29 protein-coding genes are annotated in these 24,235 nt (G+C 38.3%); 24 read left to right on the forward strand and 5 right to left on the reverse strand.

Annotated elements, in window-relative coordinates; all coding sequences use genetic code 11:
• Positions 1-20: 20 nt before the first annotated feature.
• Complete coding sequence (locus tag IHV12_RS21210; RefSeq protein ID WP_197192160.1) at positions 21-2,423, reverse strand: transglycosylase domain-containing protein; 2,403 nt, start codon at positions 2,421-2,423, stop codon at positions 21-23.
• Positions 2,424-2,534: 111 nt separating this feature from the next.
• Between IHV12_RS21210 and IHV12_RS21215 the strand changes: the two genes are divergently transcribed.
• From IHV12_RS21215 to IHV12_RS21265, 11 genes are all read left to right on the forward strand, one after another.
• Positions 2,535-2,834, forward strand: a complete 300-nt coding sequence (locus IHV12_RS21215) for a hypothetical protein (protein ID WP_197192161.1) — start codon at positions 2,535-2,537, stop codon at positions 2,832-2,834.
• A gap of 180 nt (positions 2,835-3,014) precedes the next feature.
• Positions 3,015-3,932: a GNAT family N-acetyltransferase gene (locus tag IHV12_RS21220; protein WP_197192162.1), complete on the forward strand. Its 918-nt coding sequence runs from the start codon at positions 3,015-3,017 to the stop codon at positions 3,930-3,932.
• Between the two features lie 51 nt (positions 3,933-3,983).
• Positions 3,984-4,595 carry a TetR/AcrR family transcriptional regulator gene (locus IHV12_RS21225; protein WP_197134304.1) on the forward strand — a complete coding sequence of 204 codons (612 nt, stop codon included), beginning with the start codon at positions 3,984-3,986 and terminating at the stop codon, positions 4,593-4,595.
• Positions 4,596-4,996: 401 nt separating this feature from the next.
• On the forward strand, positions 4,997-5,542 hold the full coding sequence (locus tag IHV12_RS21230) for an RNA polymerase sigma factor SigX (protein ID WP_197192163.1): 546 nt from the start codon (positions 4,997-4,999) through the stop codon (positions 5,540-5,542).
• Positions 5,529-6,689: a GerMN domain-containing protein gene (locus IHV12_RS21235; protein ID WP_197192164.1), complete on the forward strand. Its 1,161-nt coding sequence runs from the start codon at positions 5,529-5,531 to the stop codon at positions 6,687-6,689. Before IHV12_RS21230 ends, IHV12_RS21235 begins: the two co-directional genes overlap by 14 nt.
• Positions 6,690-6,994: 305 nt before the next feature.
• Positions 6,995-7,456: a C40 family peptidase gene (locus IHV12_RS21240; protein WP_197134313.1), complete on the forward strand. Its 462-nt coding sequence runs from the start codon at positions 6,995-6,997 to the stop codon at positions 7,454-7,456.
• Between the two features lie 124 nt (positions 7,457-7,580).
• On the forward strand, positions 7,581-8,546 hold the full coding sequence (gene uvsE, locus IHV12_RS21245) for a UV DNA damage repair endonuclease UvsE (RefSeq protein ID WP_197192165.1): 966 nt from the start codon (positions 7,581-7,583) through the stop codon (positions 8,544-8,546).
• Positions 8,547-8,707: 161 nt separating this feature from the next.
• Entirely contained in the window at positions 8,708-9,433 is a 726-nt protein-coding gene (locus IHV12_RS21250; RefSeq protein WP_197192166.1) for an SDR family NAD(P)-dependent oxidoreductase, read from the forward strand.
• The gene (locus IHV12_RS21255; RefSeq protein ID WP_197192167.1) at positions 9,433-10,458 is read left to right on the forward strand and encodes an S-adenosylmethionine:tRNA ribosyltransferase-isomerase; all 1,026 of its coding nucleotides are present in this window, start codon (positions 9,433-9,435) and stop codon (positions 10,456-10,458) included. The genes IHV12_RS21250 and IHV12_RS21255 overlap by 1 nt, the downstream gene beginning before the upstream one ends.
• An 11-nt stretch (positions 10,459-10,469) precedes the next feature.
• Complete coding sequence (locus tag IHV12_RS21260) at positions 10,470-10,847, forward strand: VOC family protein (protein ID WP_197192168.1); 378 nt, start codon at positions 10,470-10,472, stop codon at positions 10,845-10,847.
• Positions 10,848-10,884: 37 nt separating this feature from the next.
• Positions 10,885-11,340 carry a VOC family protein gene (locus IHV12_RS21265; RefSeq protein WP_197192169.1) on the forward strand — a complete coding sequence of 152 codons (456 nt, stop codon included), beginning with the start codon at positions 10,885-10,887 and terminating at the stop codon, positions 11,338-11,340.
• Positions 11,341-11,398: 58 nt separating this feature from the next.
• On the opposite strand, the gene IHV12_RS21270 is transcribed toward IHV12_RS21265, so the two are convergent.
• Positions 11,399-12,145, reverse strand: coding sequence for a metallophosphoesterase family protein (locus IHV12_RS21270; RefSeq protein WP_197192170.1), 747 nt, complete (start codon positions 12,143-12,145; stop codon positions 11,399-11,401).
• A 112-nt stretch (positions 12,146-12,257) separates the two neighbouring features.
• Here IHV12_RS21270 and IHV12_RS21275 point away from each other — a divergent pair, with 112 nt between their 5' ends.
• Both IHV12_RS21275 and IHV12_RS21280 read left to right on the forward strand, forming a co-directional pair.
• On the forward strand, positions 12,258-12,431 hold the full coding sequence (locus IHV12_RS21275; RefSeq protein WP_197192171.1) for a hypothetical protein: 174 nt from the start codon (positions 12,258-12,260) through the stop codon (positions 12,429-12,431).
• A 12-nt stretch (positions 12,432-12,443) separates the two neighbouring features.
• Positions 12,444-12,620, forward strand: coding sequence for a hypothetical protein (locus IHV12_RS21280; RefSeq protein WP_197192172.1), 177 nt, complete (start codon positions 12,444-12,446; stop codon positions 12,618-12,620).
• A gap of 46 nt (positions 12,621-12,666) precedes the next feature.
• On the opposite strand, the gene IHV12_RS21285 is transcribed toward IHV12_RS21280, so the two are convergent.
• Complete coding sequence (locus IHV12_RS21285) at positions 12,667-14,502, reverse strand: LTA synthase family protein (protein WP_197192173.1); 1,836 nt, start codon at positions 14,500-14,502, stop codon at positions 12,667-12,669.
• Positions 14,503-14,615: 113 nt separating this feature from the next.
• On the opposite strand from IHV12_RS21285, the gene IHV12_RS21290 reads away from it, so the two are divergent.
• From IHV12_RS21290 to IHV12_RS21305, 4 genes are read left to right on the forward strand one after another with little or no spacing between them, the layout of a single operon-like run.
• Positions 14,616-15,017: a VOC family protein gene (locus IHV12_RS21290; RefSeq protein WP_197192174.1), complete on the forward strand. Its 402-nt coding sequence runs from the start codon at positions 14,616-14,618 to the stop codon at positions 15,015-15,017.
• A gap of 8 nt (positions 15,018-15,025) precedes the next feature.
• A complete protein-coding gene (gene lepB, locus IHV12_RS21295) occupies positions 15,026-15,583 on the forward strand; it encodes a signal peptidase I (RefSeq protein ID WP_197134340.1) in 558 nt (185 codons plus the stop codon).
• 51 nt (positions 15,584-15,634) lie between these two features.
• Complete coding sequence (locus IHV12_RS21300) at positions 15,635-16,132, forward strand: DNA-3-methyladenine glycosylase I (protein WP_197192175.1); 498 nt, start codon at positions 15,635-15,637, stop codon at positions 16,130-16,132.
• 44 nt (positions 16,133-16,176) lie between these two features.
• Positions 16,177-16,515, forward strand: a complete 339-nt coding sequence (locus IHV12_RS21305; RefSeq protein WP_370568862.1) for a L,D-transpeptidase — start codon at positions 16,177-16,179, stop codon at positions 16,513-16,515.
• Positions 16,516-16,560: 45 nt separating this feature from the next.
• On the opposite strand, the gene IHV12_RS21310 is transcribed toward IHV12_RS21305, so the two are convergent.
• Positions 16,561-16,818 (reverse strand): hypothetical protein, encoded by a 258-nt coding sequence (locus tag IHV12_RS21310; RefSeq protein ID WP_197192176.1) that lies wholly within the window; start codon positions 16,816-16,818, stop codon positions 16,561-16,563.
• 21 nt (positions 16,819-16,839) lie between these two features.
• A complete protein-coding gene (locus tag IHV12_RS21315) occupies positions 16,840-18,099 on the reverse strand; it encodes a helix-turn-helix domain-containing protein (protein ID WP_197192177.1) in 1,260 nt (419 codons plus the stop codon).
• Positions 18,100-18,323: 224 nt separating this feature from the next.
• On the opposite strand from IHV12_RS21315, the gene IHV12_RS21320 reads away from it, so the two are divergent.
• From IHV12_RS21320 to IHV12_RS21350, 7 genes are all read left to right on the forward strand, one after another.
• Positions 18,324-19,226: a hypothetical protein gene (locus IHV12_RS21320; RefSeq protein WP_197192178.1), complete on the forward strand. Its 903-nt coding sequence runs from the start codon at positions 18,324-18,326 to the stop codon at positions 19,224-19,226.
• A 100-nt stretch (positions 19,227-19,326) separates the two neighbouring features.
• Positions 19,327-19,737 (forward strand): NUDIX hydrolase, encoded by a 411-nt coding sequence (locus IHV12_RS21325; RefSeq protein ID WP_370568861.1) that lies wholly within the window; start codon positions 19,327-19,329, stop codon positions 19,735-19,737.
• Positions 19,738-19,784: 47 nt separating this feature from the next.
• Positions 19,785-20,084: a hypothetical protein gene (locus IHV12_RS21330; protein WP_197134352.1), complete on the forward strand. Its 300-nt coding sequence runs from the start codon at positions 19,785-19,787 to the stop codon at positions 20,082-20,084.
• 32 nt (positions 20,085-20,116) lie between these two features.
• Positions 20,117-21,052, forward strand: a complete 936-nt coding sequence (locus IHV12_RS21335) for a magnesium transporter CorA family protein (RefSeq protein WP_197134354.1) — start codon at positions 20,117-20,119, stop codon at positions 21,050-21,052.
• A gap of 186 nt (positions 21,053-21,238) precedes the next feature.
• Positions 21,239-22,441, forward strand: coding sequence for a D-alanyl-D-alanine carboxypeptidase family protein (locus tag IHV12_RS21340; protein ID WP_197192180.1), 1,203 nt, complete (start codon positions 21,239-21,241; stop codon positions 22,439-22,441).
• A 146-nt stretch (positions 22,442-22,587) separates the two neighbouring features.
• Positions 22,588-23,691 carry an HD-GYP domain-containing protein gene (locus IHV12_RS21345; RefSeq protein ID WP_197192181.1) on the forward strand — a complete coding sequence of 368 codons (1,104 nt, stop codon included), beginning with the start codon at positions 22,588-22,590 and terminating at the stop codon, positions 23,689-23,691.
• Between the two features lie 52 nt (positions 23,692-23,743).
• Positions 23,744-24,226, forward strand: a complete 483-nt coding sequence (locus tag IHV12_RS21350; RefSeq protein WP_197192182.1) for a DinB family protein — start codon at positions 23,744-23,746, stop codon at positions 24,224-24,226.
• The last annotated feature ends 9 nt before the right edge of the window (positions 24,227-24,235 follow it).

Below are 24,235 nucleotides of genomic sequence, written 5' to 3' on the forward strand. Positions count from 1 at the left end.
GTAGCGGGTTACTTTTTTTACTACTGTGTAGTTGTTGTGCCGGTTGTACCAGCACCAGCTCCTGTTCCCGTACCTGTTCCCGTACCTTCACCATCGTCCGCTGGTGGTGGATCGGTTGGTGGCGGGTCTGTTGTAGGAGGCGGTTCCGTTGGAGGTGGATCTGGCACTGTCGGTGGATCCTCAGGTTCAGGATCTGTTCCAGGATCATCCGGGTTGTCATCTTGTGGTGGTGGCGGATCGGCCTCATCTTCTGGTTTTGTTGGAGGAGGCTCTGTTTGTTTTTCGTCTTCTTTCTTTTTCTCTTCTTCCTTAACCTTGTCTGAATCTTTCTTTTCGTCTTTATTTTTATCTTCATCATTCTTGTTACTCTTCGCTCGTTCTTTCTTACCTGCTTTTTTGGTCTTAACCGGAGCAGTCATCTCTTTTAGTGATGTACCTTTTACGATCAATTCTTTTGTGACGTTAGAACCACTATTACTTTTCGTTACATAGCCGGTATCTTTATTAATATAGACTTCCTCAACCGACTTTGGCTTAGAAAATCCTGCAGTCTTTTTATCCTTTGAAACTTCTGAGACAATGGATTTAAAGATGTATTTGGCGATCTTTTGGTCTTCAGGTGTTAGGTAGCTCTGAGCTGTTGTTTTGTCATATCCCGTCCATACGGCTGCAGTATAGTTAGTTGTATAACCTGCGAACCAGGAGTCACTAGAGCCCTTCTCAATGTGATCAAGACCATCAGGCATATTCGTCGTTCCCGTCTTTCCTGCAACCTCTAACCCAGGGATAGCGGCAAGCGTTCCTGTTCCTCGGTTAACAACATCTTTTAGCATATCGGTAATCATATATGCCGTGTAATCATGCATGGCTGCAACAGGCTTAGATTCGTACTTCGTTTCATAACCATCCGGATACTTCACACTACGAAGAGTGGTCGGTTTATGATAGACGCCTTGGTTTCCGAATGCTGTATAAGCGCCTGCTAGTTCTAAAGGTGAGGGTCCTTTGCCAAATCCGCCAATCGCATAGGCGGGATGAGCCGTTTTAATGGGAATGCCTAGCTGTTTGGCAAAGCTTACAGCATCTTCTGAGCCAACTTCCATAAAGGTTTTGATCGCAGGAATGTTGTAGGAATGAACGAGTGCTTCTCTCATAGAAACATCTCCATGAAATTCATCATCCCAGTTTCCGGCTTCCCAACCGTCAATCTCTAGCTCCTCATCTTTAATCTGTTTATAAGTAGACCATTTAAACTTTTCTATAGCTGGACCATAATCTAAGATTGGCTTAATGGTCGAGCCAGGCTGGCGTGTAATATCAGTGGCGTAGTTAAAGCCTTTTTCAATGTTTTCGTCACCACTTGTTCGGTTACCGCCTATAGCACGAATAACACCTGTCTTTGTATCGAGCAGTGCGACACCGGCCTTAAATTTTTCATTTGGATAGTTCACATATTCTTCAGTCGATAACACTTTTTCGGTGTGAGCTTGAGCTTTTGGATCAAGTGTTGTATAAATTTTTAATCCGCCTTCATAAATCGCTGTCTCAGATACCCCTTTTTCTTTTAATTCTTTAATCACTTGTTGAATAAAGGCATCGTATTTTAATCGCTTTGCTTTTTCCTTTGAGAGGGAGTCTGTTACGGATGTGTTAACAGCTTCTTCTTTTTGTTCTTTTGTGATTGCGCCATTTTTATACATGAGCTGCAGTACGGTGTTGCGTCTTTCTTCTGCCACTTTAGGGTGAAGAAAGGGGTCATAACTGCTCGGTCTTTGAGGCAGACCAGCTAAAAGAGCCGCTTCAGCAGGTGATAGCTCTTTCAGCGGTTTATTAAAATATGTCTTTGAAGCTGTTGCAACTCCATAAGCACCGCTTCCAAAGTAAATCTTATTGAGGTACATCTCTAAGATTTGATCCTTAGAGTATTTTTGTTCTAACTGAATAGCAAGGTAGGCTTCTTGCACTTTTCGTTCAAGAGTTTTTTCTGATGACAGGACAGAGTTTTTAACAACTTGCTGTGTGATCGTGCTTGCCCCTTCAGCACCGAATCCGTCTTGTACATTTGCAACGGCAGCTCCGGCAATTCGCTTCACATCAATTCCCATGTGATCCTTAAAGCGAACGTCTTCTGTCGAAATAAATGCTTGTTGTATGAGTTCTGGAATGTTATCGATCTTGACATATTCTCGTCGTTCAGAGCCTGTTACATATGTGATGAACTCATTGTTCATGTCATAGATCATCGATGATTGAGGATCTTTTAAGTCATCCGCTGTAAGATTTGGAGTACCGTTCACGTATGCATAGATTAAAGCGCCTCCAAATGTCACGCTGGATAAGAAAAGAATCAATGTAACAATAGCTGTTCGCCGAATCCAGACTGAACGTTTTCTTTTCTGACGAAGTACAGACCTTTTCGCCACAGCACTCTTCCTTTCTCTAAGTTACTACTCCTGATTTACCCAATACTTGTAAATATAAAACAGTTTATTAAGGCACACGATGGGGGAAAGGTTAAATAGAGGAGTGGTTTTATGAAAACACAGACAAAAGAAAGAGCTCAGATCATTTACTCCATGTTGGAAGAAATTCATCAAAACAAAAACATAAATGAAGAACAAATCAATAAGCTAACGGAAGTTGCTCAACTTTTAAAAGAAGATGTTGAAATCGGAGAAAAAACATCTGGTGTGTTAGATGATATGAGTGAATTTGGAGAGAAGGCTCTTCAGTTATCATCAGAACAACAACTAAACGATTATTTGAAGCAAGAAGATCAAAAAGTAGAAGAGTATTATGATCACTTTAAGATGCTGTTTGAAGAAAAATCATAAAAGTATAAGAAGCTGATATCTTGAATGAACCACTTGATATCAGCTTTTTTATTGATTTTACTAAGCTTTTAGAAACAATCCTGTTTTTGTCGAACGAATATGTTGGCCATTGCATCCTTTATTTTATAAAATTTAATAAAACGACCAGTCGTTTTAAAAGAGAATAGAGGAGTGATTGTGGTGTTAGTCATTAAACGATTTAGTGAGTTAACTTTTAATGAAGCGATTTTGTTATGGAACGAATCGTGGAAGCATTATTTCTCAGATATGACCATGGACCTTAATCGATTCATACTAAAGATTGCTGGTGAAGGGATTTCTTTAGAAAAGTCAGTCGTGGCTGTTTACGATGGCAAGTTAGCAGGGTTTGTGCTGAACAGCTTTCGAACGATCAACGGCAAACGATACGTATGGAACGGTGGAACCGCGATTGCTCCAGCTTTTAGAGGGATGGGTGTAGGTAAGAAGCTTATATCGGTCTGCCTAAAGATATATGAAGAAGAGAAAGTTGAAATCGCAAGGCTCGAAGCCATCAAAGAAAATGAAGCTGCTATTAAACTATATGAAAGTATGGGTTATGTGACGTTCGAAGAGCTGACATATCTTCAGCATGAAGGAGTTATTACCACTTGGAACGATACATGTTCAGATGTAAAGGTGCAGGAAGTATCCATGCATGATATACAACAACTGCCTTTTTTTAAATCTACTACCGCATGGCAGACGCAATTTCAAAGTTTAAAAGATGTTATCTGTGTGATTGGGGTAAAGGAAGAAGTACCACTCGGATACGCCGTTTATAAAAGAATCTATAAAGAAACGGGAGAGCTATCTGCTATCCTACTCTATCAATGTGTGATTGACGATGAGCATGCCTTACAAGAAGACACAGTTAGAGAACTAGTAAAATCGGTATTCGCACCCGCTGAAGGGTCAGTAAAAAGGATGACGATTAATATTCCTAAAAAAGAGGATCACGTAAACCAACTGCTGCGTAAAACAGGGTTTTCGACGTATGTTGAACAAGTACACATGGAACGAGGGATCAGACAAACGAACGACTATCGAGCGGTGAAAACTTTTTCCGAAATAGACTGAAAACTCTGTTATACTTATCAAGGAAGACGTGTCATAAATGGAGGAAGCATCATGCCTAAAGTTTCAGCTGAGTATAAAGAAGAGAAACGCAACCACATTCTTGAGAGCGCCTTAAAATGCTTCAGTGAAAAGGGATATCAAGCTACGATTATTGACGATATAGTGAAAGATTCGAACATTAGTAAAGGTGCGATCTATAACTATTTTGCGAGTAAAGAAGAGATCTATCTTCAGCTGTTAAAAAAGCGTACAGATGAATTTTTTGAAGATATGGAACAAGAGAACGCCTCTCTTAAAAGTGCTAGCAGAAAGCTTGAAAATCTATTCAAACGTTGGAAAAAGCAAGAGTTAAAAGAAGATGATCAGCAGACGATGCGTGTATATATTGAATTCTGGCTCTATGGATCAAGACAAGAAGATCTACGGTCTATTCTTGCAGCACGATACAATCGGTTTATCGATTATATTGTAAAAATCATAGTAGAGGGTCAGGAATCGGGAGAAATCAAAAAAGAGCTGGATCCGCAAAATGTATCACGAATTTTTTGGGCTGTTCGTGATGGTAATGTACTTCATTATTCATTTTTAGGAGAAGAAGAACAGTATCGAATTGCTTGGGATACGATTGAAGAGATGTTTTTAAGCTATGTGAAAACGAAATAAAGAGAAGGCACCATATTTTTTGGTGTCTTTTTTATATGTGTTAAGAGATGCTTTAGTAATGTTGTCATAATACATTGACTCGTGAATATATCAAAAACTCGCGTGATTAAATTCAAAACTCCATGGTTTTTCATAAATATTTCTTGAATAAACATTCAAAATACCCCGCTACGTATCGATGCTGGTTCGCTTTCTCACCCCAAAATACCACCTATCTTGCTGGAGGCATATTTACTGGCTAGTTTTGTCTAAGGAGTTCCACTTTTGTTGGGATTTATCGACCAAATGGTCCTATCGAGATGATATAAAAAAGAGTAGACTTAGAAGTAACATATTTGTAATGTAACTTTTTATAAGAATATTCGACTACATAAATACATAGAGATAGGGGGCCACCCGAAGTGAAAGAAACGTTTGACCGACTGTATGATGAGTACCATACGGCATTATTTCAATTTATCTTCTATATGGTACGAAATCGTGAATCGGCAGAAGATCTTGTGCAAGAGGTTTATATCCGAGTGTTAAACGCTTACGAAAGTTTCGAAGGCAAAAGTTCAGAGAAAACATGGTTGTATTCCATTGCCAGGCACGTGGCCATTGACTGGCTTAGAAAACAATCAAGACGCAACAAACGGTTCCTATTTTTTGATATAAAAGAAAGTGAGAGTTTATTGCGTGATCAGGATCCCCTTCCAGAAGAGTTAGTTGCAAAAAAAGAGTCTTACAGAGATTTATATACAATAATGAAACGTTGTTCACTCGATCAGCAGCAAGTGCTTGTACTTCGGTACATTCAGTCATTATCGATCTCAGAAACTGCGCAAATATTAAGTTGGACTGAAAGTAAAGTGAAGACCACCCAGCACCGGGCTATAAAAGAATTGCGCAAATGGCTGGATCAGCAACCGGGCCTGGAGGAGGAATTGAAAGATGGAACCAATTAAGTGGGACGAAGAAAAAATTGAACAGCACCTTAAGCATTTGCCCCCGATAAGAGACCGCCGATCCAAGCAGGAGCTCTTCTTAAAGGTTCAGGCAAATATTAATTATAAGGACAATAAAGGAAAGCGGCTTCCTTCATGGAGTCTACCGGCTCTAGCTACAGCTTGCGCGCTCGTCATATTTGGTGTTTTTGCCCCAGATCTGATCAAGAACGGTGTGCAGATGGAAAACTCCAAGGTCGCTGAAAACGATAAGATGGAAGGAAAGTCTTTAGATGACTCAGCGGATAAGGATCAAAACTCAGTTGGAATCATGAAAACTGAACCTTCCGTTGCTTATCACGCACCTTATCTGGATAAAAATATTAAAGCAAAAAACAAAGACTGGGTGACTGTAGGTTACTTGGATGAACAAGCACAGCTTGTCATACCTGTAAGTTTTTTAACTGATGCAGATTATTACGTCAATAAAGTAAATAAAGAACTTAAAGCATTTAATCCAAGCGATGTTGGATTAACAAATAGTCCATTAGAAAAGGCTAAAATAACCGAAGAAGAAGAAACGGTCATTGTTGATTTCCCAAAGGATACGATTAACGAAGCAGAAGAACCATTGCTACAAGCACTCATTTCAATGACTTTTGCCAATGAAGGGCAGAAGGCAAAGGTTGAATTTCGCATGAACGGTGAAAATGGCTATGAATTTCCGCGATATGGTACAGTTTCAGAATGGGATCTTCAGGTTCCAGGAGCTCCGCATTTCCGTTATGACGCACCATCAACAGATTCGTTTATCGTAAGTCTGTTTTCAACGGGGGTAGACGCTAATTCAATGCCAAAAGAGTTTACAGATGCGCTCGAGATGATGGATGATGAGCAAAAGCGTGGACTTAAGCCATTGTTACCCAAAGATACAGTATTAGGTGTGAAAATAATTAACAAGGATGATGTAGAGGTTACATTTCCTGATTCTATAAAATTATCAGCAGATGATACGGAAGACCTGATGATGATCGATGCTATTCTATTAACAGCTGAGAGCTACGGTTTTGAGTCTGTGAAGTTTAATAACACGAAACTCGATTCAATCGGCCCTTATCAGCTTGATGAAGAGATTGAAGGAGTGACCGGTGCAAACTTCTATCAATGATATACAATGTTGCTTCCCGATAGTAGTTGATCTCCACTTCAGGTGCTTCGCTTTCCGCGGGGCAGACAGTGAGCCACATTCGTACGTTTCACGTATAAGTGTCTCGCACCTTCCACTCCAATCAACTGTCATAGACGTAATTTAAAAAGAGAATGCAACAATCTTTTAGAAAAGAACCAAATATAAATAAGTATGTCGAAAAAGGCTGCAATTTGCAGTCTTTTTTCTATGAAAAGAAAGTAACTTAAATTCTGTGGCCGTCGACTAATAGAGTGAAAGAGTTCATTAAAGAGAGGATGTTATTCATGAAACGTTTACTCGTCGCAGTAGTTTCATTGGGACTCGCAGCTCTGTTGATCTTAGGTGGTGTATCTGCAGCAAAAGCATCTCCATCATATGATCAAGAAGTGACAGAAACGGCTAAACTCTACAAAGGAGCTCCATTTAAATGGGGTGGCACAACACCAAAAGGATTTGATGCATCGGGGTTTACCACATATATATTCAAAACAACAGTAGTGAACAAAAGTTTGCCAAGAACGGCCGCTGATCAGTATAAAGGCGGCACACCCGTTGCAAAAGGAAAAGAAAAATTAGGTGACCTCGTATTTTTCAAAACGAATGGTAAAAGCGTCTCATTTGTAGGCATCTATATGGGGAATAAAGAGTTTATCGCAGCTACTTCAAAAGGTGTACGGATACAGTCACTCGATGCTAAGTACTGGAAGGGAACGTATGTAGGTTCTAAAAGATATTTACCTGAGTAGATGCGTGTACTGTCCTTGATGTTGAGGGCAGTTTTTTTATATGCATTCTTGTTCTATTCATCATATTGGATAAAAACAAAAGCAATAGGGTCATACTGTTAGTGATGAAAAAGAGGTGTGACAGATGACTATAATTAAGCTTGGTTTTGTGGCGATGAGCATGGAGTTAAAAAATGCTTCTCCGTCCAAAACGATGACCTATAAACAATTCAGCCAGCTGCAGAATAGAGAAGCAGGGTTGAGGAAACTTGAGCGCATATCGCTAGCCAATATAACCAATACGCTACGAGTGTTAAAGCATGCAGTGGCTAACGATGTACGGTTTTATCGAATGACCTCTAGAATCATTCCGCTAGCCAATCATAGTGAGCTCTTAGACTGGGATTATATCACTCCTTTACGTGATGCACTCCATGAGATGGGACAATATGCAAAACAACATAATATGAGGCTAGATTTTCACCCGGACCATTTTGTACTGATCAATTCTCCGAAAAAAGAGATTCTTAAAAATTCTCTAAAGACGCTACAGCTGCACTACAAAATACTTAAAAGCATGGGAATCGATACAGAGCATCGTTGTGTGATGCATGTAGGTGGAAACTATAAAGAAACCGATGTAGCACTTGAGCGCTTCGTGCAGAATTGGGGAAGCGTTCCGTTATCGATTCAAAGAATGATCATGCTTGAGAACGACGATACATCTTTTACAGTGGCGGATGCACTATACCTATGTGAAAAATTACAGATTCCCCTCGTGTTCGATTATCACCATCATCTTGCTTACCATCATGACGAGAACTGGATACAGCATTGGCCACGCGTAGTAGATTCTTGGAAAACATCACCGTTGCCATTGAAGATGCATATCTCGAGTCCAAAGAGCGAGAAGCAATTTAGAAATCATGCTGACTATGTGGATGTGAATATGTTTTTTGATTTTTTGAAAGAAGTAAAAGGTAGTGTGGAAGAAATAGACTGTATGATTGAATCCAAGAAAAAAGATTTAGCCCTTTTTCAGCTTATGAGGGAAATAAAAGAAAGAAACGATGTTGAAATCATAGATGGAGCATCGTTTCGGCTAAAGTAAAACCTTTGCTACGGCAGAGGTTTTTTTATTTTCCGGGAAATTTGTCGAAAAATTTGTAAATTAAATCGTTGACGAATGAAAAGAAGTGTCACTATAATAAAAATACTTAGTAAACATAAATGTATAAAAAGTATAAAATATAAATTCAGGAGGAACACGAAATGAAAAAAGTAATCATGATAACAGGAGCTTCAAAAGGTTTAGGTAAAGCGCTTTCTCTATATTTTGCCCGGGAAGGTTATAACTTGGCGATATGCGCAAGAAACGAAGATGCCCTTCAAAGTGTGAAGAGTGAAGCGATTCAGCTTGGAGCAGACGTTCTAGCGATAGAAGCAGATATGTCGAAGTCAAAAGATGTAGAACGATTCGTAGCTCTGACAGAAGAGCGCTTTGGAGTAATAGATGTTTTAATTAACAATGCATCCATCATAGGTCCTAGCCCAATTCCTTATTTACTTGATTATCCAGAACAGGATTTTGAAGAAGTTCTTCGCGTAAATACGATCGGACCATTTTTAGTAACAAGAAGAGTGTTACCGGTCATGCTGCAAAAACAACAGGGAAGCATCATTAATATTACATCAGAAGCGGGAGCAACTGGTTATGCAGGTTGGGGGGCATATGGCATCTCAAAATTTGCACTTGAAGGGTTGACCGAAACATGGGCAGACGAAGTTAGTGAATCTGGTGTACGTGTGAACATGGTTGATCCTGGTGAGATGGATACAGACATGCATGCACGTGCTGTACCAGATTGTGATTATGAGCTTGCAAAGCCTGAAGATCTGACGGCTGTTTTTGGATACTTAGCATCAGATGCCTCTTCCCTCATTACCGGCAAGCGATTTGAAGCACAGATGTTTCAGCTTGAGGGGAGTGAGTTTTAATGGAAACAGCGATGAAGTTTGACGTTCCAGATGAACTAAATGCAATAGAACCACCAGAACGAAGAGGATTACGCAGAGATTATGTGAAAATGATGGTGCTCGACAAAAACACAGGAAAGACAGATCATACACAATTCTACCAACTGGACCGTTATTTGAAAAAAGGTGATCTGCTCGTACTTAACGCGAGCCGAACAGTTCCAGCGGTATTAAAAAGTCGGATAGAAGCAGATGGCTCTGAGATAGAGATACGACTGGCTCACAGGAAGAATGAATCAATATGGGAAGCACTTCCCGTTAGCGGAACTGTAAAAAAGGGTGATATCATCCGTTTTTCGCCAACATTAACGGCTGCTATTATTGAACAGTCAGAAGACACACCTTTTGTATCATTAGCCTTTAATCTATGCTGCTCTTCGCTGTTCAACCAAATCTATGACTTAGGAGAACCCGTCAGGTACGAATACATCCAGAAGCCTTGGAATCTAGATTACTATCAAACGGTTTTCGCGACCATTCCAGGGTCTGTAGAAATGCCTTCTGCTGGAAGGGCGTTCAGTTGGGAGCTTCTGTTTCGACTTCAGAAAAAAGGCGTTAAGATCGCTTATATTACGCTTCATACGGGATTGAGTTATTTGCTGGATGATAAGTGGCATAAAGGACCAGATAAAAACTTCGAAAACTATCATATCCCGAATGAAACGGCAGACCTTATTTCTGAAACCAAAAACAATGGAGGTCGCGTCATAGCAGTTGGTACAACAGTTGTAAGAACGCTAGAGACAGTCGCGGAACAAAACGGAAGGGTCCAGGCAGCTAGTGGATGGACGAATCTATATATTACTGAAAATACGAAACTGGCCGTATGTGATGGATTAATTACAGGGATGCATGAACCGGAGGCGAGTCATCTGCAATTGCTTTCTGCATTCGTAGACCGATCCAAGTTATATAAAGCTTACAATGATGCGATTCAAAAGCGATATCTCTGGCACGAGTTTGGCGATATGAATCTAATTCTGTAAGTGAGAAAATCATGATGCTGCATCATATCGGTCTCTACGTAAGTGATATGAAAAAGTCTAGTGAATTCTATGAAAAGATTCTACCCATTGAAAAGAAAGAAAGTTTCATGTGGAACGATACAGAGCTAAGTTTTTTAATAGGGGAAGGATTTCAGCTTGAATTGATGCCTAATTCAGGGAGTCATACGGCATCCAGCCATATCGCATTCAGCGTGACTTCTGTAACGGAAAAAATAAAGGAACTATCTCTTAAGGAGATCTTTCTAACAGAAGGACCTTTTGACCTTCCAAACGGTTGGAGAACTGTTTTTTATGAAGGTCCAGACGGAGAAGAGATTGAATTTATACAAACTACCAACCCTCTAGTACTTCATCCCAAAGAAAATTAGAAAATAATATATAGAAAAAGATAATAGGAGTAATCAAATGATTAAAGGACTTTACGAAGCACATTTACCGGTAAGTAATCTTAAAACGTCCATAGACTTTTATAAGAAACTAGATTTAGAGATCGCGTATCAACAAGAAAATTTAGTTTTTTTCTGGATTGAGAAAGGAAGAAGTTGGTTAGGGTTATGGGAAACAGACAAGGTTAAAACACCCTATCACCCATCGTTAAGACATATCGCTTTTCAAATAGATAGAGAGGATATGTTAAATATAAAGAGTTGGTTAGAAGAAAGGGCTATAGAAGTCTCTACTAATTTTGGATTTTCACCTGAAAAACAACCTTTAGTATTACCTAATAACCCACAAGCTCACGCAGCCATTTATTTTAAAGATCCAGATGGAAATAGCATCGAATTAATGGCTCCTTTAAGATTGGATGTCAAAGAAGAATTTAATATGATGACATTAGATGAATGGAATCTAACCAAATAAATGATTTCAACTACAAAGAAGCACAGTAATAAATGAGTCGCAAAAAAAGAGCTACCTCCTAACCATGAAAAGCTCTAATTAAAAACGGACCATCTGGAACTTCAAGTTCTCTGTAAGTCTTAAACAGATTTGTTTGGTCGTAGGCTACAGATTTAAATTCAATCTTAAGTTCCTTTTCATCTTCGATATAGATGATGGCATAGCGTGCTTCGGCAACTTTATTACATCCTAGTGCACCAGGATTCACTAAAAGCGTTTGATTTACCTTAAAGTCGTGAAGGATATGATGATGACCAAATCCTATAAAATCATAGGTAAATAAGCCTTTAAAGAGCTCTTTCATCGCTAAAGAATCAGGTTTACTTACAATCGGCATAAAGGGATCTTCAGATATTGAAGATTCCTTTTTTCCTTGTTTATAAGGATAGTGTGTGATGAGAAAACGAAAACCTTCTTCCTCAAATATTAGCTCTCGGGGAAGAGTGCTTAAAATATGAGCATAAGTATCCGTTAGCTGGTCGGCAATCCATTGATGATGTTGCTTCGCATGCCAGTGACTCTTAGGGTGAGGCAGACCATATTTTAACGCCAAAATCGATTCATCATGATTTCCCGTAACCATCTTAATAGATGGCAAGTTATATAACCGTTCAAGCACCTCGTTTGTAAACGGACCGATCCCAATCATGTCACCGCCACTAATAAAACGAGAGATTCCCATTCTTGTAGCGTCATCAATAACAGCTTGAAGAGCATCTAAATTACCGTGAATATCTGTAAAATAAGCAAAAAGAGGTTTCAACATATTTCCACCTTCAACAAATTATCTTTTATAATAAAATAAGACTGCTTCTTTGCAAAACGCTCTTTTCTAAAAGATTGTTGATTTTTAACTCATTTCCACCTTTGACATTTGATTGGAGTGGAAGGTGCGAGACTCCTACGGGACAGGCGGACAGCTGAGACACTTAAGAGTGAAACGTACGAATGTGGCTCAGCTTCTGCCCCGTGGAAAGCGAGCAGCCTGGAACGGAAATCAACACTTCCAAAAGCAACAAAGTTTTCGAAAACAGCCTTATAAAAAGACTTAGGAGGTTAAGAAAATGAGAGTGAAGTTTGCCTTTATTTTAGATTGTATTATTATTTTAGCTGCTCTGTTAAGCATCTTTTACTTAATCTTCATAGGTGAGTGGAGTACCATATTTTTTATTTCGTGTTTAATCCTAGGTCTTAACTCCATAATTAGCATATCAAAAGAAGTAAAAGAAGGTTTTAAATGAATCTTGATAGACACTAAAAAATATAGACCCTCACAAGGGGCTATATTTATTTTAAGAATCGCAGCAGATCACCATATATGATCCGATCTGACTGATCAAGTTCCTCTTTTGCCTGCTCAATGTATGACTTGCACTTATCTTCTTCTACTGGTGCTCCAAATGGTTTTACATAACAAGTCTCATTTGTATAAATATAGTTGTCTGTAATGAACGAGCCGTTACGGAGCACGGTTAGTTCATGATGATCTTTTGAAAAAAGATCGGTCCCAAAATGAACGTCATCCTTCGACTCAATTCCAAGCAAGTGTAATAGAGTTGGTTTGAGGTCGATCTGTCCGCCAACTGTATCTAACTGCTTGCCTTTTTTTCCTGGAACGTGAATGAATAATGGTACTTGCTGCAGCTCCACTTGATTGTAAGCGGTAAGCGTTGCTTTGTTCAATACATCTGCCATCGCTTCTTGATGCCGTTCTGATATGCCATAATGGTCTCCATATACGACAACGACTGAATTCTCATATAATCCAGAGCTCTTCAGTTCTTCAAAAAACTGACGCAGTGCTTCGTCCGCGTAGCGTACGGTTGTAAAATAGCGGCTAACCGTTCCATCATCTACAGGATAAGGCTCGATCCACTGTTCTTTTTCATGAATTAAATATGGATGATGATTGGTTAGGGTAATAAAACGGGCATAAAAGGGCTGAGGCAGCTTCTTTAAGTATGGCATGGATTGTTTAAAGAAAGGTATATCTTTAAGTCCATAGTTAATCGAGTTATCGTCCGTTACATGATAATATTCTTCACTATAAAACTTGTCATAGCCCATCGTTTTATAGATAACGTCTCGGTTCCAAAAGCTTTTATTATTGCCGTGAAAAACAGCTGAATAATAGCCACTTGATTTTAAAATCTCAGGCATAGCGTTGTATTCATTCAATGGGTGTGTTTGAAAAACAGCACCTCTTGGCAGTGGATATAGGGAATTATCGATTAAAAACTCAGAATCAGATGTCTTTCCCTGTCCTGTTTGATGATAGAAGTTATTAAAATAATAGCTAGATTCAGCAAGTTCATTTAAAAAGGGAGTAACTTCTTTACCGTTTATTTTGTAATTCAGTACAAAATTTTGGGTGGATTCTAGGGATACCATGATTACGTTTTTCCCTTTTGCAATTCCATAGAGCTCGGGGTCGTTAGCTGTTTCTTTTTTCACATTTGAGAGAATCTCCTCTGCATCCATGTTGCTCGCTAGTGCTTTTTGCATAGAAGACTTCGATTGAAGCATGATGTCGTACAGATGATAATTGAACGTTCCTAAGCTTTTCACAAGTATTTCTCTGTCAAATGTACGGGTTAAAAGCTGTGGTCGGTTTATTTCTGCAAGGATCAAATGAACGGCAAATACAGCCACACCACATAAAAATATTTTTCTGCGATCTACAGGTTTTAATAGATGATCAGCCTTCCATCTTGTCTGCTTTAAAAGATATGCTAATAGAAACAAATCAACAAAAAAGAAGATGTCTGTTACATAGACCAGTTCATAAACACTGTTTCCGATATCTCCAACATTCTTGGTTTGAAACAGTACCGGGATTGTAAGGAAGTCCGTAAAGAATCGATAATAGACGACGTTCGCATACAAGATAAAACTATAAATGAAGGACAGCCATAGAATGATTCGACTTCTTTTACCAGGTGAAGCAAGGTTAGCTAAACAAAAATAGAGTACGAGAAAACTGAGCGGATTTAAAAATAATAAAATTTCTTGCAGGAAATGATCGATAGGCAGCGTAAATGAAACTTTATAAACAATATAGGTTTTCAACCAAAGCAAAGAAATAGCCAGGAAGATTGCTGCGTGTTTTGTTTTAGGATTCATAAGTATAACCCTCCTGTAGTGAAACGGAAATCTTTACCATTGTAGGCTATTTCTCGAAAGATTAAAAGTGATAGAGGACCTTTTTTTAAGTATAGGAAGAAATAGGAGAAACGATGACACTACCACAAGGCTTCCATCATATCGAAATTAATGTGAAGAATCTGAAGAAAACGAGCGAGTTTTATGAATGGCTGATGCCAGAGTTAGGTTTTTCTCTATATCAGGAATGGGAAAATGGTTTTAGCTTCAAGATAGAATCGTCTTATCTTGTTTTTGTACAAACAGAAGAAATGTATATGGACATACCTTTTCACCGAAAGCGTTCAGGACTTAATCACCTGGCCTTTTGGGCTAAATCACGTGCGCAAATAGAGCACCTTCGTGTACAATTGAAGAAGAAAAATATTTCCTTTTTATATGAGGACAAGTTTCCTTTTGCAGGTGGAGAAAATCATTATGCTTTATTCTTTGAAGATCCAGATCGATTAAAAATTGAAATCGTTGCGCCGAGGTGAATGAAGATATGATAGAACAAGAAAAAGAAACAAAGCAAAAAAGTGAATGGGTTAGCTGGTTAAAGGCGATTGGATTTGCTTTAGTCTTTGTATTTATCACAAAAGCCTATTTCTTTGCTCCATATATGGTAGAAGGTGCATCTATGTCACCTACTCTTCACGATCAAGAAAAGCTGTATGTTAATAAAATTGTTTATGCGTTTTCTGAGCCCCAAAAAGGCGATATTGTTATCATTAAAGGTGACGATAAGCGGTACGTAAAACGAGTGATAGGTTTAGAAGGTGACGTTATTCAAATGAAGAGTGACAGCCTTTATGTAAATAATAAAAAAGTGAAAGAGTCTTATCTTCAAGAAAATAAATCTGAAGCGAAAAGCTTAGGGGTGTACCTAACGGAGGATTTTGGTCCACTGAAAGTCCCAAAAGGGAAAGTTTTCGTAATGGGCGACAACCGTCTTAATAGTATGGATTCACGAAACGGGCTAGGTTTGATCGAAACGAAAGCAATCGAAGGTCGTTCTGAAGTCGTCATCTACCCTTTTTCAGAAATGCGTGCAACCCAATAACAAAAGTGCAGCCAGGCTGCGCTTTTTATTTTTATAAAAGGAGTATGTGAGATGAACCGATGCAAGTGGAGTGAAGAAAGCGAGATGCTGCAACAGTATCATGATAACGAATGGGGTCAGTATGTAGTTGGAGACAATGCCTTATTCGAATGCTTAACACTAGAGCTGTTTCAATCTGGCTTAAGCTGGAAGACCATTCTTCACAAAAGAGAGAACTTCAGGCAAGCCTTTGCGCAGTTTGAGGTAGAAAAGGTCATGCAGTTTGGGGAGAAAGAGATTGAAGCACTACTAAATGATGCTGGGATCGTCAGGCATAGAAAAAAAATCGAAGCGACGATTGAAAACGCGAAGAGAGTTCATGCACTAATAAAAGAGTTTGGCAGTTTTGAAGAGTTTTTAAAACAATTGCCACATGAAACAGCAGAAAAACAAAAAGTGTTGAGAAAAACCTTCAAGCACGTTGGCTTAACAACGGCAGAAAGCTTTTTAGAAGCTACAGGGAGGATACAAGCCTCACATAGTGAGCAATGCTTCATGGTAACCAAATAGAGTCATTTCATAGTTGTCCTGCATAAGCTAAAGCGGGAGGTATGATGATGCCTTATGAGATCTATATTTCAACAACAAGAAAAAGACTAGCCCTCGTAAAAGATGGGAAAGTAATCAAACGCTACCCGATAGGTGTGGGCAAAATCCTGACACCTACACCTACAGGAACCTATACGATAATTAATAAAGCACCTAACCCAGGAGGACCGTATGGAGTCATGTGGATGGGACTCTCACGTCCTCACTACGGCATACATGGCACAGATACACCATCATCCATCGGCAAAAACGTATCCAAAGGATGTGTGCGGATGCATAATAATCATGTTTTGGAATTATCGCAGATTGTACCTATTGGGACGAAGGTGGTTATTAGGGCATAAAAAAACTTGTAGACATAAAAAATGTCTGCAAGTTTTTTTTTAGTATTATATTCTTATTTTCTTGTAAGAATTAGGTTGAGGATTGTCTTCGATTGCCAACTTATATGATTTAGAACGAGGATTTTGTTCATGTACAAATTGTTTTTTAAAAGAATTAGGTTGGGGGTTATCTTCAATTGCTAATCTTGGAGAGTTAGGTTGAGGATTATCCTCTATAGTGTTATTTAAATCCGGATTCTGTAGGTTAGTTAACAGAACTAACATTAATGAACAAAGAGTAAGTAAAATTGATGTTTTCTTCACTGTTCTTACCTCCTAAAAAAATTAATATATGTTTTTTCTAGCATTGTTAGCAATTCTGTAGTATAAACTAGCCTTTTTGTATTGGCCAAGTTCAAAATATATATCAGCTAACAATTCAGAATGAGTTGCCTCGTATTCTAAAATACCTTTATCTTTGAAGAATGGAATTGAATCTCTACTTAGAAACTTTGTGAATTCAGGATCTTTATCATTACCTGAGACTTGAAATTCAAGTTGCTTTAAATGGTAATATACTTCATGGTTTGAGGTTACTATATCTAAACCTTTACAAATTAATTCACGTGCTTTATCTATTTCACCTACAGTATAGTATTCAGTTGCAAGTAAATAGATTGTACCAGCAATATTTTGAATAGTTTGTCTATCTTGCTTATATTCAAGACTTTGTTTAAGATAATCTATAGCTTTATAATGTTGATTTTGACATGAAGCTACAAAACCTAAATTATGCAATATAACCCCACTAGTAAACTTATCTTTAAAGACTGTAGAGTATTTTAATGCTAAATTTAAATGGTACTTTGCTTTTTCATAATTCCTAGCTCTTCTGTAACTAAGACCTAGAAGTATTTGACAATCAGCGCTTCTAGAATAACAGTACTCTCTATCAAAAATTCCTATAGCTTTATAAGCGTAGTTAGCTACTGAGCTTATATGCAGTAAGTAGTTATGAGTAAGGCCAAGAAAATAATAGACAGTAGCCGCTTCTATATCAGATAGATTAGATGTTTGGTTAAATTGTTTATCAGCATTTTCAAAATACTCAAGAGCCTCTTGATAATCGCTTATATAATTAAAATACATACCGTTAAAAGTGTAATAATAAAATTTTAAATCATTAGGTAGTTGTTCAAATAACTCATTAACCTTATTCAGTTTTTCTTTAGCAAGATCAAGGTTAGGGGTATTTTGAACTAAGTAGTAACGAGCTTGAAATAATTCATATCTTAGTAAAAGGTTAGGTTGGCTAATACCTTTCATACTTTCATTTATTTCTTTGAATGCAGATTGTGCATCTTCAAACTGCCGATTAACCATCATCATATTCCACTCATTCAACATCTCAAGGATCTTACTTTCGTCTACTTCCTCAGGCGAAATACCTAGACGTTCGCAAAGCAGATTAATGACTTCTTCGCTTGATTTGGCGTCCCCTTTCTCAATTTTACTCAAGTATGAGACAGAGCAAATTCCCTGTGCCAGCTCTTCCTGGGTTAGGCCTTTGGTTTTTCTATAATATCTTATTCGTTGACCGACCATAAAATCCCCCTTTCAGAACTTGGGAAAATTGTCATGCAGAACCCTCACTAAACAAGTATCTATCCTACCATTTTTCCCAATACAGAATAAATGGAATGTCTGATAAGATAAATATAACAGAAAATACAAAGTTTTTGCTAGAAATTGATAATTTTGAAAAGAACGATTTACATAAATCCTATGTCAGCACCGAGCCGGCGTCAAATTTGAAGGGAGAGAGTACTATGGCTAAAATGTATCAATTATCATCACGAACTGCAGAGAAGAATCAATCGCTGTATGTCTCACGTGATCCTGAAGTGGCCGGAAGTATAGTAAGAAATGAGGAAGGCGCTTTTGCCTACTCCGAAGTATTCATGGACAAACAGAAGAATTACTGGTTCTCCAAGAAGATAGATGATCAGTCAAGGGACCACAAGCTCTTCATCTTTGACCATAAAAACGGCTGCTTGAAATCTCAAGTTATTAAAGGACAACCCAACTTTTATGAATTCGAAACAAGTGTTGTAGTCGCTTGTGAAGGTGATGGTTCAAAAGGCTCAGTCTTAATCTTTTCTAAAGATGGCCCTGAGTTAGTAAAAGAGTGGAAAGTGAATGGTTTCCTGTGGGAAGTAGAGATGAACCAGGATGTTCTCTACATTTCTTCCTATATTGTTGAAGAAGATCAAGCGGTTCTTTACATCATCCGCAACGGGAAGAAAAAGCGTATAAATCTAGGAAGTAACATGGCACCTACTGATATTTTATGTCATGAAGATCTTGTATACGTTTCAGGTGCTCCCGTTCTAAACGGGGACCCAAAGAAGATCATGGTGTTGAATGACAAAGATAAAGTGGTTACAGAATACAAGCTATCCATTTCCCCACGTGCCCTATATCAAGTAGATGATCAACTTTTAGTCTACGAATTGGATCTTGCAACGGGAAAGAGCGAGCGAATCGTATACATCGATATGAAGACAGGTGAACAAAAGGAGCATGATATTCCACATTCGAAGATAGTCGAATGTACGGATGATTCTCTGTCTTTGTTAGAACAAAACAGCAAGACGCTATACACGTGGGATCATTGCAAATGTTGCATTGTGAACACTCAAAAAGTAGCTGAACAAACTAAAGTCATATAGTTTAGTAATTTAACGTCATATAATTGTAGAAAAGTCCTGGCATTCAAGCGCAGGACTTTTTTTTCATGTCCAGAAAATAGCTGTATAAGGGGGAATGGCTATGAAGTGGGAAGGTGCAAGTTGTATTTGTGTGAATGATGGAAAGCTATTGATGGTTTTACAAGGAGCAGCAGATGAGGAGAAGACGTGGAGTGTTCCTTCTGGAGGTAGAGAAGGCAACGAGAGTCTTGAGGAATGCGGCATTCGTGAAGTGTGGGAAGAAACGGGTTATGTCGTAAAAGTTGTTAGAAAGCTACATATTAAAGAAGGAATCTCTCAAAGCATCCATTTTAACGTTCACTATTTTTTAACAGATCTAGTGAGCGGTTCTTCGGTCATTCAAGATCCGGATGGTTTAATACACGATATAAGGTGGGTATCCTTGAAAGAGTTAGAGACGCTTACCTTATCCTTTCCAGAAGACCGAGAACTTTTACAAAGCTATCTGGCACCAACTAAAGAAATAATATAGTGTTTGTTCACATTTTTATAAGGGAACTCTAATGGAGGAGGATGACAGTGAAACCGATATTCGCAGAAAAGGAAGACCTTAACCGTTTGTTGGAATGGTGTAGTGACGCTCCAGAATATCAGAAGAAACTTTCTCAATATTTAGAGGATCGTGATGATACAAGCGTTGTGATAGTAGAAGAACATGAAATATTAGCCATTGCATTGTTAAAGGTACAGGAAACCGAAAAGAAGGGTTATATCTGGATTTATTCAAAGAATAAAAATTTGCAGAGTCATCCTGATATCATGCAATTCTCACTAAACTGGTTAAGAAAACAAGGCGCTAAAGAATATAACGTTATCTAAAAGCGATCATTATATAAAGGATGGATCATTCTATGGAAGAAACAAGTGTTTATAGTTGGAAGTGGCATCGTCATGTGTGTCATGAAGAAACAATTCATGACTTGATCGCAGATACGAAAGGCTGTAAAAATTGGCTGCGTAACATTAAAGAAGATAAGGTCAACTATTTAAGGATTGAAAGAGACAGTGACGGTGATCAAATTGTTCGTGGATCACTTACGTATAAACAGGATCCGGAGAATCAATCTGATTTTAAAGTTTTTCATTTTTATATACGTCCCAAATCCTTAATAACAGTGGGCTTAGACCTTTCAAGTATCCAAGGGGATCACCGTGATTCTTGTGATCATATGATTCTGGAAGAAAAGACACCTGTGGAAGGTTTTTTAATATTACTGGGTGAATTAATTAATCACTTTTTGGACGGTATTGACGCTCTGGAAATTAAGCTCAAGGAGCTGCAACGTGATGTTCAAAGAAACAATCATACCAATCTATTGAACAGCATCTATGATCGACGAATCGAGCTTATTAACTGGAGTGACTTAACACTTCCGGTTCATGAAACGCAGATGGCTATTAAGGAAGCATTTCTGGATGACATTACAGAAACACGAGCGTATAAGCGAATTGAAACTAGGATCGATCGAACAACTTCGCTTCTTTCTCATTACAGACAGGACATCGATACTTTGTTAAACCTTGAAGAAGTTCTTTCTTCTCATCGAGGAAATGAAATAATGAAAACATTAACTGTTTTTACCGTCATTTTCACTCCTGGAATGGTTCTAGGGGCAGTCTGGGGTATGAACTTCAAGAATATGCCAGAACTTGATTGGAAATTTGGTTACCTTTACGCTATGATTTCAATCGTTGTCTCCACATTAGGCATATATATCTGGCTAAGAATGAAGGGGTGGACAGGAGATTTATTAAAAGGAAAGAAAAGTAGAAAACATTTTGACTAAATAAACTAAAAATATGAACGATATATAAAAGGAAACAGGCGGATTTTGTCGAACGGTATCAATTGATAAAACGCCTGTTTTTTTATGGCGAATATTACTAGATTTCATTTTGATTTCAACCATAAAAGAAACGAAACAAACAACGAAGAGATATGAAGATTAAATGACTAACGGGAGCGGAAATAAATGAAAAAACTTAGCCTAATTCTTGTTTTTTCACTGGTTATGCTTGTAAATACGCAGTTTGTACAAGCAACGGGGGAGAACACACCAGAAATTAAAAGCGAAAGCGCTGTAATGATCGATGCGAAAACAGGGGATATTTTATATCAAAAAAATAGCTCAGAACAAATGTATCCAGCAAGTATTACGAAAATCATTACAGGGATTCTGGCTATAGAATCAGGCAAGTTGGATGATTCTGTTGTCGTGAGCAGTGATGCTGTGAGAGCTGAGGGGACACGTGTGTATTTGATGGAAGACGAGCAAGTACCTTTGAAAAAGCTTGTTCAAGGCCTTCTGATCAACTCGGGTAATGATGCAGCTGTTGCGATTGCAGAATACTTGGCAGGGGATGTCGATTCATTCGCTGACCAAATGAACGCGTTTGCGAAAAAAGTGGGAGCTGAAAACACTCATTTTGTTAATCCAAACGGACTTTTTGATGAGGAACACTATACAACAGCCGAAGATATGGCGAAGATTACGCAATACGCAATGAAAAATGAAGAATTTCGAGAGATCGTATCAACAAAAGAATTACCTTGGGTCGGAGAAGGCTGGGAAACCACGTTAAGGAATCACCATCAGCTTTTATGGGATTACCCGGGTACGATTGGTGTTAAGAACGGCTATGTTGATGAATCCAAGCACACTTTAGTTACAGCTGTTTCACGCGATAACCTAGACGTTATCATCGTTACACTAAAAGCTCCTACGAGTCGAGCGGCTTATTGGGATACGATGGCGCTTGGTGATTATGGATTTGCAAACTTCGAAAGACAAACTCTGGCTAATGGTACAAAGATTGAAGCGTTAAACGGAGAAACGTATCCGTTAAAAGAGGACCTGTCCGTTACCTTGCCAAAAGGAGAAGAACCGGTTCAGGATGTGAGTTCAGATGGAGAGCTTCAACTAAAAGATTCTAACGGAAATGTTCTACTCACGCATACCTTGTTTAAAGAGAGAGAAAAAGAAGCTACGGCGACGATCGATAACAAATCTGTAGAGGAAGTAGATTCAACGTTTATGCAATCTGTTGTAAAGACCGGAATTTTCTTATACAGCGGATTACTGCTATTACTCGCATTTCTAGTTATTTTAAGAATGAGAAGCCAAAAACATAAACATAAAAAAATGAGACAAGTTGCTCGCAGTTACGTAAAATAAAACCGTCGTTTGGCGGTTTTTTTGCTTGCATAAAAATAGACATGATGAAGCAAACATGTTTAAAATACGAACAAACTATAGGATAAAAAGCCTTTATAGTATATAATTACATTAAATTACAAAATTCGACAATTGGAGTTCCATTCATGATACGTAATATTAAGCTAGCTCAGCTATTTATTGTGGGGAGTGCCTTCATTCAGGCTCTCCATCATTTTTTTATAGAACCAATCGATCATTTCTATCCATTTCTATTCTTATTTTTAATCGGGTTTCTTCCTGCTTGGGGAGTCAACCGCATACAAGAACCATACACAAAATTGGCTTTTATTTTGTGCAGTATATATGTCGTTTCGATTTCCTACTTTTTCGTTACATATCCGATCGTGCAGGCCGCATACTTCTTTTTGCCTGTATCTGCGCTACTTTTAAATGATAAGAGGCTATATTATGTTTCAAGTATAGGTGGATTGAGTTCATATCTCTTGTTATCGAACGAACCACTGAAAGACTATCTGGCGTTTATTTCGATCTATGTAATTTTTTGTTCACTTCTGTTCATGGCTCAACGAATCGTTTATCAGTCCGTTGCAGAAAAAGAAGCGATTCAGCAAGGTGTAAAAGCATTCTCGTTAGCTGTTGAAGCGAAAGATGTTTATACTCAAGGTCATTCAAAGAGAGTAGCGCTTTATGCCATGATTCTTGCCAAACATGGTCAATTTAAAAATGTAGAATGGCAAGAGCTTGAGTTGACAGCTCTCATTCATGATATCGGAAAGATTTCAACGCCAGATGCCGTGCTTTTGAAGAAAGGAAAATTAACACAAGAAGAGTACGAAATTATGAAAAAGCATCCTGTTGATGGGATGATGCTAGCAAAATCTTTCGGATACTCGGACCGTGTTTTAACAGGAATTCTTCATCATCATGAAAGATACGATGGTCTAGGCTATCCACACCGTTTAAAAGGGAAGGATATACCGATCTATTCTCGTATCTTAGCCGTTGCTGATTCTTTTGACGCGATGACGAGTAACCGTGCGTACCGTCAAGGTATGACGCCTTGGGAAGCAAAGAAAGAGATCGAGAATCAATCAGGAAAAATGTACGATCCATTTATCGTGGAAGTCTTTATGCGCGCTTATTACGATATGCTTTTGATCTGTGAAGACCACTCTGAGAATATTTTGATGAGCAACTCCGCACATAATGAGATAGCTTCTGGATTAAACGGAGGAAAAAACGCTTGAGACGAAGAAGTTAATACGAGTAGTTATTTTACATAGCAGGAGGAAAGAAGATATGAATCCAACGGCTTCCTTAACAGAAACATTACTTGAAGAATTGTATGTTGTGGTTCGAACGACCAATCAATTATTAAAAAAAGCAGATCCTTCTGTTTACAATTTTCGCCCTGTTGATAACATGCGCTCTTTTTTAGAATTAGCTAATCATTTGGTTCAGATTCCTCATATCGATTTAGCGATTTTACAGGAAAAATCAGAGCAAGACATTCGGCAGCTTGAAAAGAAGTTATCTGCAGAAAATGTTACTGAATTAACTCATGTATTAGAAGAAGGTTATCATCTGGCGAAGTCATATTTCCTATCTCTTTCCGAAGACGATTTTTTGAAGAAAGAAACGAAGGCCTTTTATGCTGAGAAGGGTGCTACTCAGGCAAAATGGCTGGTGGAAATTGTCACTCATAGCTATCATCATCGTGGTCAGTTGTTTACTTATTTAAAACAGACCAATCACGATGTAAATATGTTTGATCTTTACTAAAGTAAAAAA

Source organism: Fictibacillus sp. 7GRE50 (assembly GCF_015903875.1).
Lineage (GTDB): Bacteria > Bacillota > Bacilli > Bacillales > Fictibacillaceae > Fictibacillus > Fictibacillus phosphorivorans.

Coding starts and splice junctions, on each gene's coding strand:
- IHV12_RS21315 (WP_197192177.1), bottom strand. CDS start 18,099: ATGGTCGGTCAACGAATAAGATATTATAGAAAAACCAAAGGCCTAACC.
- IHV12_RS21280 (WP_197192172.1), top strand. CDS start 12,444: ATGAGAGTGAAGTTTGCCTTTATTTTAGATTGTATTATTATTTTAGCT.
- IHV12_RS21225 (WP_197134304.1), top strand. CDS start 3,984: ATGCCTAAAGTTTCAGCTGAGTATAAAGAAGAGAAACGCAACCACATT.
- IHV12_RS21335 (WP_197134354.1), top strand. CDS start 20,117: ATGGAAGAAACAAGTGTTTATAGTTGGAAGTGGCATCGTCATGTGTGT.
- lepB (WP_197134340.1), top strand. CDS start 15,026: ATGATAGAACAAGAAAAAGAAACAAAGCAAAAAAGTGAATGGGTTAGC.
- IHV12_RS21270 (WP_197192170.1), bottom strand. CDS start 12,145: ATGTTGAAACCTCTTTTTGCTTATTTTACAGATATTCACGGTAATTTA.
- IHV12_RS21350 (WP_197192182.1), top strand. CDS start 23,744: ATGAATCCAACGGCTTCCTTAACAGAAACATTACTTGAAGAATTGTAT.
- IHV12_RS21320 (WP_197192178.1), top strand. CDS start 18,324: ATGGCTAAAATGTATCAATTATCATCACGAACTGCAGAGAAGAATCAA.
- IHV12_RS21305 (WP_370568862.1), top strand. CDS start 16,177: ATGATGCCTTATGAGATCTATATTTCAACAACAAGAAAAAGACTAGCC.
- IHV12_RS21255 (WP_197192167.1), top strand. CDS start 9,433: ATGGAAACAGCGATGAAGTTTGACGTTCCAGATGAACTAAATGCAATA.
- IHV12_RS21340 (WP_197192180.1), top strand. CDS start 21,239: ATGAAAAAACTTAGCCTAATTCTTGTTTTTTCACTGGTTATGCTTGTA.
- IHV12_RS21345 (WP_197192181.1), top strand. CDS start 22,588: ATGATACGTAATATTAAGCTAGCTCAGCTATTTATTGTGGGGAGTGCC.
- uvsE (WP_197192165.1), top strand. CDS start 7,581: ATGACTATAATTAAGCTTGGTTTTGTGGCGATGAGCATGGAGTTAAAA.
- IHV12_RS21285 (WP_197192173.1), bottom strand. CDS start 14,502: ATGAATCCTAAAACAAAACACGCAGCAATCTTCCTGGCTATTTCTTTG.
- IHV12_RS21240 (WP_197134313.1), top strand. CDS start 6,995: ATGAAACGTTTACTCGTCGCAGTAGTTTCATTGGGACTCGCAGCTCTG.
- IHV12_RS21325 (WP_370568861.1), top strand. CDS start 19,327: ATGAAGTGGGAAGGTGCAAGTTGTATTTGTGTGAATGATGGAAAGCTA.
- IHV12_RS21300 (WP_197192175.1), top strand. CDS start 15,635: ATGAACCGATGCAAGTGGAGTGAAGAAAGCGAGATGCTGCAACAGTAT.
- IHV12_RS21260 (WP_197192168.1), top strand. CDS start 10,470: ATGATGCTGCATCATATCGGTCTCTACGTAAGTGATATGAAAAAGTCT.
- IHV12_RS21250 (WP_197192166.1), top strand. CDS start 8,708: ATGAAAAAAGTAATCATGATAACAGGAGCTTCAAAAGGTTTAGGTAAA.
- IHV12_RS21215 (WP_197192161.1), top strand. CDS start 2,535: ATGAAAACACAGACAAAAGAAAGAGCTCAGATCATTTACTCCATGTTG.
- IHV12_RS21290 (WP_197192174.1), top strand. CDS start 14,616: ATGACACTACCACAAGGCTTCCATCATATCGAAATTAATGTGAAGAAT.
- IHV12_RS21235 (WP_197192164.1), top strand. CDS start 5,529: ATGGAACCAATTAAGTGGGACGAAGAAAAAATTGAACAGCACCTTAAG.
- IHV12_RS21265 (WP_197192169.1), top strand. CDS start 10,885: ATGATTAAAGGACTTTACGAAGCACATTTACCGGTAAGTAATCTTAAA.